The organism is Metabacillus herbersteinensis, from assembly GCF_042433335.1.
GTDB lineage: Bacteria > Bacillota > Bacilli > Bacillales > Bacillaceae > Metabacillus > Metabacillus herbersteinensis.
Map to the genome: position 1 here is coordinate 1 of NZ_JBHLVO010000007.1, position 16,333 is coordinate 16,333.

The 16,333-nt window shown below is 36.5% G+C and carries 12 protein-coding genes, 1 tRNA gene, 1 rRNA gene and 1 riboswitch; of the genes, 1 reads left to right on the forward strand and 13 read right to left on the reverse strand.

What is annotated here, in order from left to right:
• Positions 1-78, reverse strand: a 16S ribosomal RNA gene (locus ACFFIX_RS10530); the annotation flags it as partial.
• A 498-nt stretch (positions 79-576) separates the two neighbouring features.
• Between ACFFIX_RS10530 and ACFFIX_RS10535 the strand changes: the two genes are divergently transcribed.
• Positions 577-1,278: an MgtC/SapB family protein gene (locus ACFFIX_RS10535; RefSeq protein ID WP_378933592.1), complete on the forward strand. Its 702-nt coding sequence runs from the start codon at positions 577-579 to the stop codon at positions 1,276-1,278.
• 810 nt (positions 1,279-2,088) lie between these two features.
• On the opposite strand, the gene ACFFIX_RS10540 is transcribed toward ACFFIX_RS10535, so the two are convergent.
• The 12 genes from ACFFIX_RS10540 to ACFFIX_RS10595 form a co-directional block, all read right to left on the reverse strand.
• The gene (locus ACFFIX_RS10540; protein ID WP_378933595.1) at positions 2,089-4,359 is read right to left on the reverse strand and encodes a CHAT domain-containing protein; all 2,271 of its coding nucleotides are present in this window, start codon (positions 4,357-4,359) and stop codon (positions 2,089-2,091) included.
• 617 nt (positions 4,360-4,976) lie between these two features.
• Complete coding sequence (locus ACFFIX_RS10545; protein WP_378933598.1) at positions 4,977-5,732, reverse strand: hypothetical protein; 756 nt, start codon at positions 5,730-5,732, stop codon at positions 4,977-4,979.
• 697 nt (positions 5,733-6,429) lie between these two features.
• Positions 6,430-6,981, reverse strand: a complete 552-nt coding sequence (locus ACFFIX_RS10550; RefSeq protein WP_378933938.1) for a tyrosine-type recombinase/integrase — start codon at positions 6,979-6,981, stop codon at positions 6,430-6,432.
• 75 nt (positions 6,982-7,056) lie between these two features.
• Positions 7,057-7,260: a hypothetical protein gene (locus ACFFIX_RS10555; protein WP_378933600.1), complete on the reverse strand. Its 204-nt coding sequence runs from the start codon at positions 7,258-7,260 to the stop codon at positions 7,057-7,059.
• A gap of 362 nt (positions 7,261-7,622) precedes the next feature.
• Positions 7,623-7,694: transfer RNA gene (locus ACFFIX_RS10560), tRNA-Val, on the reverse strand.
• A 211-nt stretch (positions 7,695-7,905) separates the two neighbouring features.
• Complete coding sequence (locus ACFFIX_RS10565) at positions 7,906-9,882, reverse strand: TRAP transporter permease (protein ID WP_378933602.1); 1,977 nt, start codon at positions 9,880-9,882, stop codon at positions 7,906-7,908.
• Positions 9,875-10,387 carry a DUF1850 domain-containing protein gene (locus ACFFIX_RS10570; protein WP_378933605.1) on the reverse strand — a complete coding sequence of 171 codons (513 nt, stop codon included), beginning with the start codon at positions 10,385-10,387 and terminating at the stop codon, positions 9,875-9,877. Before ACFFIX_RS10570 ends, ACFFIX_RS10565 begins: the two co-directional genes overlap by 8 nt.
• Positions 10,388-10,652: 265 nt before the next feature.
• Entirely contained in the window at positions 10,653-11,651 is a 999-nt protein-coding gene (locus tag ACFFIX_RS10575; RefSeq protein WP_378933608.1) for a TAXI family TRAP transporter solute-binding subunit, read from the reverse strand.
• A gap of 213 nt (positions 11,652-11,864) precedes the next feature.
• Positions 11,865-13,055, reverse strand: a complete 1,191-nt coding sequence (metC, locus tag ACFFIX_RS10580; protein ID WP_378933611.1) for a cystathionine beta-lyase — start codon at positions 13,053-13,055, stop codon at positions 11,865-11,867.
• Positions 13,042-14,166, reverse strand: a complete 1,125-nt coding sequence (locus ACFFIX_RS10585) for a methionine biosynthesis PLP-dependent protein (RefSeq protein WP_378933613.1) — start codon at positions 14,164-14,166, stop codon at positions 13,042-13,044. The genes metC and ACFFIX_RS10585 overlap by 14 nt, the downstream gene beginning before the upstream one ends.
• A 344-nt stretch (positions 14,167-14,510) precedes the next feature.
• Positions 14,511-14,654, reverse strand: a riboswitch (SAM riboswitch).
• Between the two features lie 77 nt (positions 14,655-14,731).
• Positions 14,732-15,304 carry an SCO family protein gene (locus tag ACFFIX_RS10590; RefSeq protein WP_378933615.1) on the reverse strand — a complete coding sequence of 191 codons (573 nt, stop codon included), beginning with the start codon at positions 15,302-15,304 and terminating at the stop codon, positions 14,732-14,734.
• Positions 15,305-15,316: 12 nt separating this feature from the next.
• A complete protein-coding gene (locus ACFFIX_RS10595; protein ID WP_378933617.1) occupies positions 15,317-16,315 on the reverse strand; it encodes an ABC transporter substrate-binding protein in 999 nt (332 codons plus the stop codon).
• Positions 16,316-16,333 lie beyond the last annotated feature (18 nt).

A 16,333-nucleotide genomic window follows, 5' to 3' on the forward strand; every position in this document is an offset into this window, starting at 1 on the left:
CTCAAATGTCCGCTCGACTTGCATGTATTAGGCACGCCGCCAGCGTTCGTCCTGAGCCAGGATCAAACTCTCCAATAAGATTGTTTGACTAGCTCTTTTTTTGTACACGAATGTACGAAAAAAACTTTGTTACCTTTGTTGATTAAATCAACGTTGGCACGCTTGGTTTTGTTTAGTTTTCAAAGATCATTTTATAGCCGAGATACTAATATATCAATTAATCTCTCATATGTCAACGGTTTTTTTTACTATTCAAAATCGCACATTGCTTGTTTCCGCAACAGAAATTATTATAACATCTATTAAACTTATATAATAGTGACAATATATGGAGATGATATTCAAAGAAAACACTTTGCATTTAAGATATAGGATAACTAGCCATACATTTCATTCAACAAGCTTTGAATTTAATTATTTATTAAATCAACCTTTAACAAATCCTAAAAGAAAAACCATTATTATTTGTAATGTTTAACATCTACGGGAAAAGGAAATATCTAATGTTTTGAGATATAATTAAGGAATCCTAAATATTAATATACTTCATCATTTTTTAAAGAGGGGAATGTTACTATGAATGAGATATTTGAACATGTAATAGGAAATGACACTCTATTAAAACTGAGCTTCGCTGCTATAGCGGGATTAGTAATAGGTTTAGAAAGGGAATTAAAAGGAAAGCCTTTGGGATTGAAAACTTGTTTAATCGTATCAGTTACTGCTTGCTTGTTGACAATTGTATCCTATGAATCCGCATTTTTGTATTCAAAAGAATATTCTCGTCCAATGGACCCTGGACGAATACCTTCATATGTAATAAGTGGGATTGGGTTTCTGGGAGCTGGAGTAATTTTAAGAAGAAGTAATGAAGCAATATCGGGTTTGACTACTGCTTCATTAGTTTTAGCTTCGGCAGGTATTGGAATAACTATAGGTGTAGGTTTTTATGTTGAAGCGCTTTTAGGAATTACTTTTATGATATTAGGTGTGAGAATTATCCCTGATTTATTTGAATGGCTAGGACCAAAAAGTTTAAAAGATAAAGAAATAAACGTGAGATTGTATATCGAAAAAAACACAGATTTAACAAGTCTATTAAAGGACATGAAGAGTAAAAAACTAGGAATAAAACGAGTTAAAGTTAAAGAAGAATCCAATAATATTGTTCTTAGTTGCATAGTGACAACAAATAAGGATGTATATGTTACGGAGATCTTTTACCAAATGAAATCATTATCTGGTGTTATTCAAGCAACTGTAGAAAACTCACAGTAACACTATTTTTTAATGGTACGTTACTAATTACAATAGAAGATAAAATGCTTGTGTAAAAACTAATGAGGTAGCAATAATGGAAGTTATTTTGAAATTGTTTTCGAAATAAGGGTTGTTTAACCTACATACTTTGAAAGGATACCGTATAACTCTAAAATTAGGAAAGATAGACAAATCCTTTTCTAATTCAATTATCTACTTCTTTACTTAAAAAAAGGCTTTACTCGATAATCAAAGAAACTGTTAAGTAAAAACAAAGAAGGCTGTAACCCCTGATATATCAAGGATTACAGCCTTTAAAATTAGATGACCTGTGAGCGATTCGAACCCACGACCCCTTCCCTGTCAAGGTCTACTAATATGTTATTTACTGTTACCTCTTGTTACCGATAGTGTCCAAAAATCCTTATATGTTAAGGATTTTTGGACGTTTTTAATAATATTCGGTATTCGATAGTTATCTTCAGTTTGTTGCCAAACGGATGCCATAGATACTTTTTTGTCTTCCCAAACTATAACAACCACAGGAAGAGAAATGGCGAACGTTATGACGAGTGAAGTGGCACAATCTGATGAGAGCTAACAATGTTTTTTTAATACAATTGAAAGAAGGCACTATTTATATGGATTACTCACTTATTATGAGCCTTCGACTACTGGCTTCCACTTGCGTTGAGTGGTGATGGTAGACATTAAAATATAATCGAGATGTAGTAGTGGTCACCTTATCCTCTTTGAATCATGTAGATCTTTTCTTATCTTCCACATATTTAATCAGTTATATTAGTGTCATTTTTTAATTGTTATTGTTTATTCAAACAATACTGCAGACATTGAATAATAAGGTAAGCTTAAATCTTTTGAACTAGCGTTTCTTACACGATCTATTAGCTGTAGGCTATCTCCTATCTCGGAAAGTTTATCTGCTATCGTTTGATTACCTCTAGTCATTGTTTTAGAAGCTGACTTTAAAGCATTTTGAAGTAAGTTCCCTTCAAGAAGTGAATGTAGAGTAAGGCTTCCTAAAATTGCCGAAGCAAGTGAATCAACAAACCATAGGTGCCCTAAAACTGTCTGATACTCATTAGTGATAGACGGTCCAATTCCTAAAAACCCCATACTATTATATCTGACAGCTGCACTGCCACTTTGACATGCATTCAAAATAACATATCTTCTGCGATTACAAAAAGGAATCAATTTCTGCAATTCCCATGATGTTATTGGTTCTGTTGCAGAGACGTGCAATAATGAAAAAGGTGGGTTATCCGAATTAAATTCTCCATGAGAGATAATCCAGATTAAATCAAATGTGGGATCGCTATATTTGTGTATAAATAACTGTTTCGTACATTCACTTCCTTGATATAGTTCCCATTCAATATCATTCTCAGATAATATATGAGTAAGTGCTTCAATTTCAAAATTTGCCATATGTAAAAAACCATCTGGGTTAGCCCAAATCAAAACCTTCTTTATTTCATTCGGCAAAGACAACTCTGAATTAGTTATAGAAATAGTACAAGTATGTTCTGCTGAATTAGTTAGTATAGGTACAACCGGAGTATTAGTCCAAGATAACTCAATGTATTCAAATTTCGTACCTTGAGGAAATTCCGATAATAAATTTAAGAGTTCTTTTAAACCGATAAAATCAGAAAGAGTCTCAATATAATCTAAAGAGAGCTCTACATGATTACGGGTACCCATGTTTGGAATGAGAGTATCTGTTTCGTCCAAAATTGCTGTCCAGCTTGCCTCAATCTTATCCTTTAATTTAATTACGTCAGATAACCTTTTGTCACTTCCTGTACCCATGATGATCACTTCATCTTTATTATATAAAAGAAAAAGACCTCCACCTTGATTAAAATTAGCTATAAAAACAAGCAGGTTTCTTCCCTTGGGAGACGGAAGCATGCTGTTACTTTGTTTATAAACATTCCAGGAATAAATAAGCTCTACAGCTAATTGGTATTTCTCTTTAGAAATAAAAGTGACAGCTGCCAAATTAATAATATCACTGTATTTTTGTTTACATAATTCAAACATCATACGATCAGAATGTATGCTTGAAGCTTGTATTAGAAAACGGTTTATAAGGTCCATTGTTAATGAATCGTTAAAAGGTTCTGATAAACAACTGACTAATGTTTCAATTTGAAGAAGTTCAGCCCAATAGACAGGAGAAGGTTGGCAATTAATAGCCTTCTCTCCCCATTCTTTACTATTTAATACTTTAGCAAGACTAGAGGCAATAATAAAGCTTGTATCTGCGTCTCCTTTACTTATCTCCAATGAAAACTGTTCAATAAGTATGTTTTTAACTTCATCAAATTTTTCCTTTACAGTATGTTCTGCTGAAAGCAACTCAAAATAATTAGTGTAAAATAAAATATCTGCGTATATTGCATCTCTTCCTATTTTTGTAAATCCCCTATATGCTTTAAAAATAGCATTTGCATTATCATCTATATTTCCTAAGATTTTAAGCAATCGAAATTTAACTGATGTACGTTCTATAAGATTTCTTCTATTACCATCTATACCAACAGCAACATTCCCAATCAATATACTTTCAAAGAGATCAAAATTCTCAAGATTTATGTCTCCTTCACGTGTATCTTTATTGTAAATCTTAACCCAAGGATCCATAGATTTTAGTAAAGCATTATATGCTTCACCTGGTAATCCTAATCGCTCTAGATGGTTTGAAAGATTAAGAAAAAGGCCCATGGCAAAAATATGAGGATCTGCAAATTGCATAAATTTTTTAAATTGGAATTTTGACTGATCGAAGGTAAAGCCATCATAATATCTTGAAACTCTCTTATGTTTTTTACCTAACTCAATGAGAGCGTTAGAAAAGTCATAAACAATATTTTTATAGATTGGAAATTCATAATCGGGTAATGAAAGCACAATGTTTGAGCAAAGTCTGTACATTTTAAGCAGGTCTGTTTGACTGTGATTTACACTAACTCTCTTACATAACGAAATTAATTGATCAACTTTGTTGGGATTAAAAGTTCTTGCCTGTTCTATTGAGTCTATGGCTTTTAAAAAACTTTCCCTAATCATTATTATCCCCTCACAGAAAACTGCTCAAATATACGATTAAATTAATTATATGAATTGATAAAATCTTAGTAATAATATCTCTGACTATTCCTAAAGACTCTATTTTTTTCTAGTGAAATAAAATTGGAAGAAGCTAAAATCATATAAACAACCTTACGTTAAACCTTTATTAATAGAATTTGCTATACCATTTGAATTCTTTTATCAACTCTTGATATCCTTCCCACATTTTTTTTCTTAGACTGAAAATATATTTGTATTCTATTGGTTTAGTATAATTTCCTGTATTTCTGTGTAGAGGGTGTGAAATATCACACTCCAACCTTTTATCGTGAACTTCTTTACATAAGTCCCACAACTTAGGATACTTGGTTTTGAATTTTTTATTAATGGGGTTTAATACACTTCTAATTTGACCAAGTTATAGCCTCCTATGTTTCCATCCTTCTTAAATAGAGTGTCTAATAATAAATCATGAAAAACATCCAGAATATTAAGGTTAAAATGGACAAAAAGCCCCCCCCTCCCATGGGGGAGCAGGGGGTAGAGGGCACTGGGACAACCCTATTAAAAATATAGTAATGAAAAAAACCTTTTTAGGGAGCTGTAAATCCACTTTATTTAAAATAGACTACCACTATAATATTACCAATAATAGAAAGTATACCTCCAACTAATGCCCCTACTAAGCCAATACTTAATGGATACCAGAAAGTCTGTTTAAACTCTTTCCTTGCAGTTGCCTGTTGTTGTTCAGCCAGTTGTTGAGCCTGGAGTGCCTCATCTCTTTCTTTTGTAATGATTTGATAATTAGGTGAGCTTAGCATTGCCGCCTTTAAGCCGTCATAAGAACGAAACATTTCTTTCCTTAAAAATTCTTTATCTTCATCGGTCAGGTGAAATCTACTTGAAATGTCTTGTCGACTAGCCGCATTCTCATTTTTCCCTTTTGTAGCTGGTGTCTGTAAGTAACTGAGCATGACTGAAACAAAAGTAGATCCTATGAGTATTTCAATAGGCTGTTTGGTGGGATTACTGACAGCAATTAAAGACAATCCTAGCCATTGGGGGTCTAGTGTAGTTGAAATGTGCCCTAAGCCTGTGGAAACTTGAGATACTTTTGAATGATATGTACCACCAATTCTTCTTGAGACCCATAAGGATTCCTCTGTATAAATACAAACAGTTTCATGTGCAGGTATCCTTATCTTATTACCCACCACTGCTGAATCACCATCTGAAATTCTCCAAGCATATTTGCTCGCAGTTAAATTTATAGAGCTGCCTTTAATATTCTCAAGTTTTAATGGATAAACCATTATATTTTCGCCATCTACTAGCTCTCTACGAATATCAACATCACTTAATAACACTTTTGTCACCCCTTATATAATACCTAAAATCTACCATATCACAAAAAAGGTCAACCATGATAGCGTTTACTCTTTTATTTTCTCAATTTTATATAAAAATATAAAACTCCTTTTTTATTTATAGTCCTTCTTATTGACTAAATTAAAATATCATTTTAAAATAGTCACCTATTAATGGGTGTATTGTACACTACCATTTTGATAAATAATCTGCTCAGCCTGCTGCATGGAGTAATACAAGCTTTTTCTAAAGATAATTAGAGAATTAGACTAATGAGAAAGTTGAGCCAATAGCTTATATTATGACTGTTGCAATTGATGTAATGCTGTTGATGTAGTAGCTAAGCTGTCTATAACTTTAGATGATTGTAAAAGCTCTAAAGATAATTGGGGGTGGGGGACTGCATGGGGGGACTAGGGGGTATGAGGCAGGGGGACCTATAAACATTTAGAATTATGGTAGCAAGTAAAATTAAAATCACTGTGCAAATTACATAGTTAGAGGATGCGAGAAGAAATTCAAAGTACTTCTTCTAAATTTACTCTTTTCTTTATCAAGGTACTTGTAACTTTCAGAATTCTTCATGTTATCAAGAATTACATGATAATTCCTATGCCATTGTTGACTGAGAAACTCTAAGTTAATGAGTGACAACTTACAAAGTTAATAAATTAACCACTCCCCCACTTTTTCAAACTATCTAATAGAGTCTAATGGACTGAATATCCTATGATTATTGGAAATATCCTCAGTTGTAAATTGAACATACTTCCTGACCATATCAATCTTAGAATGTCCTAAAATCTTCTGTAAAGAAAACATATCTCCACCATTCATCAAATACATTTTTGCAAAAGTATGCCTAATCATATAAACAGTTACATTCTTTTTAATACCATTCATCTGAGCAACCTTTTTCACTCTTTTTCTAAAAACATTCTTTGGTAATGGATTCCCATAGACTGTAAGAAACAACAACCCTTGTCTACTTTCATCCATCTCATTGACTTCTAAAATTAGTTCCCTTAAATTCTTGTTACTATTTGCTGAGAATGGTACATATCTCCCTCTACTGCTTTTTGTATTTTTAGCTGCCAATGTAATATTTGTCTGAAAATCAATGTCACTCAATGTCAATGACAATGCTCCTGATACCCTCATTCCTGTATCTAAAAGTAGTGTAAATAAACAATAATCTCTAAACCCTACAAATGTACTTTTTTCAAATCCTCCTCTGCTCTTCTTTATTTCCTCCTTAGGGAAAGGGAATCTACTGTATCAACTTCCTCCTTAAGAGATTTGACACCATCCCAAGGATTTCTTTCAAGCAACCCCTCTTGCACAAGCCAATGAAAGAATGCCCTTAAATGTTTGAATGACTGTTGATCCCTTCCACTTCTGACTAGCAGGTGTATGGTTGTTCCTCTCATGTCTTACAATCTCATTTTGACAATAATAAAGAAATTCCCTACACTCCTGAACTGTCAGGTCTCTTGGCAAAACATCCATTTCTTTAGCATCTGGCACCCTTTTATTATTCAAGGTTCCATCTGTTAGTCCCTCACTCTACTTTGCAAACAGATAAGCATCATGTAATTGTTTAAAAGTTTGATCAGTGCTATAGACATCCCTAGTTCTACTAACCCTCGCTTTACCTCTTGCTCCAGTCCTTGCCATAACTTTGACTCTCCTTCTTGTTTATTCCTGAAAACAGATAAAAGCCCCTAAGAATGCTGTTACACATTCCCAAGGACTTTGGATTCTGACTGATATTCCCTGACTACCACACTGGAAAGAGAGGTCTACCACACTAGCAGTCAAATTGCTGTACTGTTAAATGTTGTGCATATGCTTAAAAACCAGTCATAGCAGGGGTTTCTACTGTTTGATGACCTGTGAGGGATTCGAACCCACGACCCCTTCCCTGTCAAGGAAGTGCTCTCCCACTGAGCTAACAAGTCAAATATGATATAATCGTTACCGCGTATTTATTATTATATTAAGTTGATCAGTTAAAGTCAAGAAATATTCAATCAACTTGATTTTTAAGATTGAGTGATATACGTTTTTCTAAACACTTTTTACCCTATCACTTCTACACCTTTCGACTTATTTCCCAGAAAATATGCCAAAAAAAGCCGCTTTCTCAGCATTAGAGAAAGCGGCTTTTCTTTATGCTTGTGCAGATAGTTTTGGAGTACTGTCTTTATCACGTTTCCACACATATTGTAAAGCAAGTAAAACAACAAACATTATTAATCCAGTTATGTCAGAAACACGTTCTGGATAGATGAGGAGTAACCCAACAATTCCAGAGATTATTCTTTCTAACCAGTGCATTTTTCTCATCCAGAATCCTATAACACCTGCGCCAATGGCAATCATCCCAGTCATGGCTGTGAAGACTACCCAAATTACTTCAGTCCAGGTTGTATCGATCATTAGTAGTTCAGGTGAGAGAACAAACATGTACGGAATGATAAAAGCTGCGATGGCGAGCTTTGAAGAGATAATTCCGGTCCGTATCGGTTCTCCACCAGACACTCCTGCTGCTGCAAATGCTGCTAGTGCGACAGGTGGTGTAATGTCTGCAATAATTCCGAAGTAAAAAACAAATAAATGAGCAGGTAAATCTGCGACACCAAGTAAAATCATGGCAGGTGCTGCAATTGTAGATGTAATGACATAGTTGGCAGTTGTTGGTGAACCCATTCCTAGCACGAGTGCTGCTAGCATCGTTAACATAAGCGTTGGAATTAACAGTCCACCAGCTAAATCGACTAAGCCGTTAGCGAGTTTTAAACCTAATCCCGTCTTTGTTACAATTCCAACAATAATCCCTGCAGCTGCCGTTGCTGCTGCAACACCTAAAGCTGTCCGTGCTCCATCGACTAACGCATAAATGATGTCCATCCATTTCATCCGTGTAGCTTTGTTAATAAAGCCTACAACGATTGAAATGAGGATTGAGTAAAGTGCTGCATGTGTAACTGTAATGTTCGACATGAGCAAAACGACAATTGCGATAATTGGTATTAATAAATAAATCTTGCCAAACACTTCTCTGCGGCTTGGCATTTCTTCTTTAGTTAGTCCACGCAACCCAAGGCGCTTGGCTTCAAAATGAGTCATAATCCAAATACCGGCAAAGTAGAGAACAGCTGGTATTACAGCAGCTTTCGCTATATCCCAGTAGGTAATACCATTTCCAATAAATTCGACCATTAAGAAAGCAGCCGCTCCCATTATAGGTGGCATTAGTTGTCCGCCTGTTGATGCTGAAGCTTCTACTGCTCCGGCAAAGTTTTTGTTGTAACCAAGATTTTTCATCATTGGAATCGTAAATGCACCTGATGTTACAACATTGGCTACGGAACTACCACTAATTGTTCCTTGAAGAGCACTAGAGAAAATAGCAACCTTAGCAGGACCACCAATGCTTCTACCTGCGATCGCAATTGAAAGATCATTAAAGTATTGACCGACTCCTGTACGAATCAGGAAGGAACCAAATAATAAGAACAGGAAAATAAATGTAGACGATACGGCCAAAGGTGTACCTAAAATCCCCTCTGTTGTAAAGAACATTGTCTGAACCGTTCGTTCTAATGATAACCCGCGATGTGATAAGAATCCTGGCATGTATTGTCCAAAAATCCCATAAAGAAGGAAAACGATAGCAATAACCATAATCGGTAAACCCACTGTACGTCTTGTTGCCTCCAATACGAGTATGATTGCAAGAAGTCCAACGACAAAATCCAATGTATCTAATCGTCCAACACTCATTACGAGATCCTGAAAGAATATCGGCCAATAAGCTCCGACTCCAATACTTAAAATCGCTAAAAGTACATCATACCAAGCAACTTGGAGCTTTCCTTTTTGTTTCTTCTTTTTGTTAGCTGGAAATAGTAAAAAGATTAATGAGAGCGCAAAGCCTAAATGGACCGTTCGTTGAATTTGTGCTGTAAAAACACCGAATACTGCCGTGTATAGTTGAAATAATGAGAAAGCAAGAAGTCCAAAAAACACGATGTATCCCAGATAACCTGTTAACTTCCTGGTCCCAGCCTCTGGATCATATTTTTCTAAGAGCGCTTGTTGCTCTTCTTCAGTTAAGTACTTCACTTCTTCTTTATCAGTCATTGATGTTCACTCCTCTCAATTGTTGCCATAACGTAATTTTCTCGCGCTTAATTCGGACCCATGCTCCTGGCTTCATATACTCGGATAAGGTATATGTTTTATCCTGGTAGATCACACGATGGTTTGCTCTCACTTGTCCAATTCGTAAGTCAATAAATTTAAAAGAGCGATTCATATTTTTTATATAGTATGTACCATTTTTTTCTTTAAAAATTTCCTCACCTTCTGCATTGGAAGGCATTCCTACAGCAAAATCTTTATAAGCAAGCTCAGTTAGAACAATGTGTTTGTCTGATAAATGAAAGGATTCAATCACATCAGAGAGGTGGATGGAGTGTGTATATTTTATTTGAAAGGTATTATCCTTTTTTATCGACAAATACGCTAGTAATTTTTCTTGATCCTGGTCGGTAAAAGCCACTACTTGTTTGTAAGGATAGTAGAACATAAATGCGATAAACAGTAACACGGGTATTAAAAGAACAACGAAACTCTTTAATTTCATAGACGGCCTACCTATTTTGACATAAATTTATTTCTATAAAAAAAGCGCAAGCGCCTTGTTCAGCCTTAGGCATAGCATAAGACGATTATAAATTGAAGGCGTTCTTTGCCTTCAATTTATAATTGACTTATGACCTCGAGGGGCTAGGCGCTGGAGCTGGATTCAGAAACACTTTCTGAATTTAAAATTACATAAATTATGGAGTTACTATAAAATGTGAAATCGATAGACCACTTTTGCGGCCTACCGATTCCCTTAAAAGTGTTTACTTCGTTACACCTTTTTCTTCAAAGTATTTAGCCGCACCAGGATGAAGTTCCATATCACCTAAGCCCTCAAGAGCTGTTTCCGGTGTAATGAGTTCACCTTTTGCATGAGTGATTTTATCAGTGTTGTCAAACAACGCTTTTGTCATTTCATAGACTAAATCTTCCTCAATATCTGATGTAACAACTAACATCGCTTTTACAGCAACTGTTTTAGCATCTGATTCAATTTTGTATGTACCACTTGGTACAACGTCCTCTGAATAGTATGGGTATTTTTCAACTAATGCTTTAATTTTATCATCAGCTAGTGGCACAATGACAACATCATTTTGAGCAGATAACGCCTCGACAGCGCCAGTTGGTGAACCAGCAGTAATGAACGCTGCATCAATGTTGCCCGCTTGTATTCCATCAGTAGACTCATCAAAAGATAGATTCTGAGGTTTAATATCTTTGTCTGTTAAACCATAGATTTCTAGAATCTGCATGGCATTAATATAGGCACCAGATCCAGGAGCACCAACTGAAACAGTTTTTCCTTTAAGATCCTCAACTGATTTAATTCCACTTTTCTCTGTCGTAACAAGTTGAACAGTTTCAGGATATAAAGAGCCAATTGCTTGGATATTATCAATAGGATTACCGTCAAACATTTCTTTTCCTTCAAGAGCATATGCAGCAATGTCAGTTTGTGAGAATGCAAGTTCCGCATCTCCTACTCTTAACGTTTCCATATTTTCTCCTGAAGCACCAGAAGTTTGCGGTGTAATTTGTGCATTTGTATTGTCAGTAATTACTTTCCCCATTTGTCCTCCAAGTGGATAATACGTTCCACCAGTTCCACCGGTTAAAAGGCTAAGGTCTTGCTTTTCAGCTTTATCTTCTCCGCCTTCATCAGCTGTTCCACCTGATGCCCCTTCGTTCCCACATGCTGCAATGATCATAATTAAAGTCAATATCATTACAAACATAAAACTACTACGTAATTTCTTCATTATATATCCCCCTTTGTAAAAATTGTGTAAAAACTACTATCTTATCTTACCATATGTAACATTCAAACTGTCAAACTTTTGTAATTGTTTTGAATTCATAGTATTTTATATGATAGGTTATGAGCGACGTATTTAAAACAGAACAAAGAAGATAGGAGTTCTATTATTAAACAGAAATTTGGTAGAAAAAAACCACCTCAAAATCTGAAGTGGTTACCTTACTTTCACATTCCGAAACTTCTGTACCAATGGCAACTTTGCAAATGCACCTTCAAAATCTTTAATTAAATCTTCCGCATTTTCAAGTCCCACACTTAACCTCAGTAAACCATCGGTAATTCCTCTTGCTTCTCGTTCTTCTTTCGGCATTGCTGCATGTGACATTTTAGCAGGATAAGAGAGGATTGATTCTACTGCTCCTAAGCTAACTGCAAACACTGGTAATTTTACATTTTGTACAAAGGTTTTCACTGCCTCCGCATCTGGTAGTTTAAAAGAAAGAACGGCACCAGGTCCATCTGCTTGGTAGCGTTGAATCGAATAGCCTTTATGGAAGGTTAAACCTGGGTAATACACTTCCTCTACCTTTGGTTGTTTACTTAATGCTTCCGCGATTTTACGAGCTGAAGCAGTTGATTGCTGCAGTCGCACATGTAAAGTTTTCATACCCCGCAGAACGAGCCATGCATCCTGTACACCAAGTACTGCTCCGAATGAGTTTTGAAGCTTGTAAATTTGCTGGCCAAGTTCGGCGTCCTTCACTACAGCCAATCCTGCCAACACATCACTATGACCGGCAAGAAATTTCGTTGCACTATGCAATACAACATCAACTCCTAAACTTAATGGTCGTTGAAGAGCTGGTGTCATAAAGGTATTATCTAAAAATGTTAGACAATTATTTGCCTTGGCAAGCTTTACGATGCCACTAATATCTGTAATTTTCAGCAATGGATTTGAAGGGGTTTCCATATAAATTACTTTTGTATTTGGTTTAATTTTTGAAGCTACATCATGAAGATCAGTCATGTCGACGAACGTGTAATCAATTCCGAAACGGGATAATACCTCTGTAACCATCCGAAACGTTCCACCGTAAACATCCTCTGAAATGACAACATGATCTCCTTTTGAAAGGAGCAGGAAAGCTGTTGAGATCGCAGCCATCCCTGATGAAAAAGCGAACCCTCTCGTTCCATCCTCTAACTCTGCGATCGCGTTTTCCAGAGCTTCTCTGGTCGGGTTTCCAGACCGACTGTAATCGTATTTCCCAAACTCTTCAATATCAACTTGATGAAAAGTGGAGGAGTGATGAATCGGAACACTTACTGCCCCTGTTTCCTTGTCGACCTTTGAATCGTTATGCAACAGTTTCGTCTGAAACGTCCATTCAGAGTTGCTCAACAGCTTCAGCTCCCTTCATAGTTGAAAAGGCTTTTTGCAAATCTGCCTTAATGTCTTCCGCATGTTCAATTCCTACTGAAAATCGTAAAAGACGATTACACACTCCATTAGCTGCTCTTACTTCTTCTGGAATATCCATATGTGTTTGCGTTGCAGGATAGGTGATAAAGCTCTCCACTCCGCCTAAGCTCTCCGCAAACGTGATCGTATTTAGATTTTTTAAAAACGGATTAATCCATTCTTCCCTTTGTAGTCGGAACGAGATCATGCCGCCTTTTCCTGGGTATAAAACATCTGTTACTTCGGGCTGCTGCTCCAAAAATTCGACCAATTCCTGTGCGTTACTTTGATGCTGCTTCATTCTCAGTGATAAAGTTTTCATTCCTCGTATTAACAACCACGAATCAAAAGGTGATAATACAGCGCCGATTGCGTTTTGATGTTCAGCAAACGCAACAGTAAGCTCCTCCCCTTTTGTTACTACTAAACCTGCGAGCACATCATTGTGTCCACCTAAGTACTTTGTTGCGCTATGGATTACAATGTCGGCTCCATCAAGAATTGGTTTTTGAATAACAGGTGTGTAAAAGGTGTTATCAACGATTACTAGTATGTTGTGACGTTTAGCTAGGCTTGCCAGCTCCTTTATATTTGCTTCTTGCATTAAAGGGTTTGTTGGCGTTTCAATGAACAATGCTTTTGTTTGTGATGATATTCTCTGTTCTGTAGCATTTAAATCTGTAAAGTCATCGTATTGAAATTGTAGTCCATATTTCCTCCATTCTTTTTCAAACAAGCGGTACGTTCCGCCGTATAAATCTGAGGACACGATGAGCTCATCTCCACTTTCAAACAGGGCCATGATCGTTTGAATGGCTGCCATTCCAGAACTAAAAGCAAATCCTCCAGTGCCATGCTCTAAATCTGCTATTGCGTCTTCTACAAGCCTACGGGTTGGATTACCAGTCCGAATGTAATCAAAACCAGTCGATTCCCCGATTCCAGCATGTCGATAGGCTGTTGAAAAATAAACGGGTGGATTAACGGTTCCTGTGACTTTTTCACTTCGATTGCCAATTTGCGCTAGCTTTGTTTCAATTCTTTGATTCATGATTGTCACCATCCTTAGGAATATGTAGTCTTTTGATTTGGGATGTGTGAAGAAGCTTGTAAAAAAACAAAAAGACTTCCTCATGTAGAAGAAGTCTTGGTATGTTATAGTCGGCTTCTTCTTATCTTGCAAGCGAAAGGTGTTGCTTGCTGGAGTTAGCACCTTGGCACTCGGAAGATTTTTGGAAGGTAGATTGATTTTAGCTGGTTAGGTTTAAACATAGAGCCTAGAGGTTTTCTGGTTTAGCTGCAAGCATTCGCTTGCACGTCACGCTGACGCGTGACTGCGTTTGATAATAAAAAATTGCTTCGAACAAACAAGGGCGCTTTGTTCGCTTCAATTTTTTATTATCAAACGGCTAAATCAGAAAACAACATAGTTTTTGTGTTTAAACCTGGCAAAAATCAATCGATCCAAGAGTCTTCACTCGTTATTGACCGGTTGCTGAGGCTTCATAGGGCCAGTCCCTCTGCCTCTCTTGATAAGAAAGTATTATGAAATTTTTGAATTGTTTATGTTTTTTACTACTTTACCTTATTCCAGTACGAATTGCAAGAGTCTTATGTTAATTTAGTAGCTTTATATCTTCAATTATTTTATCGTAGGGTACGTCTGAGACTCCGTCGTATTGTTCTAGGATCGTGTTTCCTTTGATGAGATAGATGTTTGTGCTGTGTACGAATTGGCTGGAGCCTTCGACTTTTGCTGCTGGGGCCATGAAGCCTTTGTTTGAGAAGGTTTCGATTTCTGCTTGATCATAGCCTGTTAGGAAGTCCCAGTTGGTAAAGTCTGCTCCGAATTGTTCACCAAATGTTTTTACAACCGCTTTTGTATCATTGTCAGGGTCGACTGAGAATGACACCATATTCACATCTAGATTTTTGTCTTTTATTTGTTGCTGTAATTTTGCCATGTGGGCAGTCATTGGTGAACATACCGTGTCGCAATTTGTGAAAATAAATGCTGCCAGCCAGACTGAATCTTTGTAGTCTGCTGTTTTTACAGATTCACCATCTTGATTAACAGCCTGTAGTGGTTCAACTTGACCACTCAGGCTAAAGTGTTCTTCAAGGTTTACTGACTGTCCACATGCTGTCAAGAATACGGTGAGGAACAAAGCAAGTATGAGTTTTTTCACGATGCTATCCCCTTATTTGCTTGCAAATGACGTGTCGATTAGTTCATCAAATTCTGGTTTTTCTTTTAAGAATTTTAGTTCAAATGAAGAGTTTGCAAATTCTTGAACAACTTCTGCATCTACTTCAGTTGTGTAACGAACGCGCTCCCATGCACTGTCTATGATTGAAGGATCTAATTCTTGGTTTGTTGCCTCTTTAATTGATTTAATTGCAATCTCACGTGCTTCGTCTTTATTTTCGTTAATAAAGCTTACACCTTTTTCATGTGCTTTTACGATGTTTTTTACAAGCTCTTCGTCTTCCTCAATTAATTCATTGCTTGTTACTAACACGGTATTTGGTAATGTCGTTCCGTATGAAATTTCGTCTGAATCTACTAGAATTGTTGCTCCATCTTTAACGAATTGAGATGCCCATGGTTCAGGAACTGCTGCTAAATCTACTTTTCCTGATTCAAACATTGCGCCGTATTGTGCTGGGTTACCTGTTACATGCTTTAACGTTCCACCAATACGTGCTGAACTAATTCCGAAGTCTTGTAAAAATGTTTCCATTTGTACGTCATGTGTGCAACCTACACCTGGTGTAATGAATGTTTTTCCTTCAATTTCTTCAATACTTTTAATACCACTCTTTTCACTTGCTACGATAACTGTTCCACCTGAAGATGCACCTGCAAGAATTTTCACATCTGCACCATTTGCATAGTTGTTCATGACAGGTCCTGGACCCACTAATCCTGCGTGAATATCACCTGTTTTTAAAGCTGTCATAAATGCTGGGCCGTCCGCAAATGTTTTGTAAGAGATTTTCACATTTTCACCAACAGAGTCTTCAAAGTACTTCTTTTCTCTCGCAATCATCGCTGGTACATGATCAATGTTTGGAAAATACCCAATGACAATTTCTTTCTTTTCTCCGCTACCACTTGGAGTACTCGCTGATCCACATGCCGCTAACAGGCCGATCATTAAAGCAGCAATAATTGATAAAAACAATGATTTTTTCATGATTCTTTCCCCCGTATT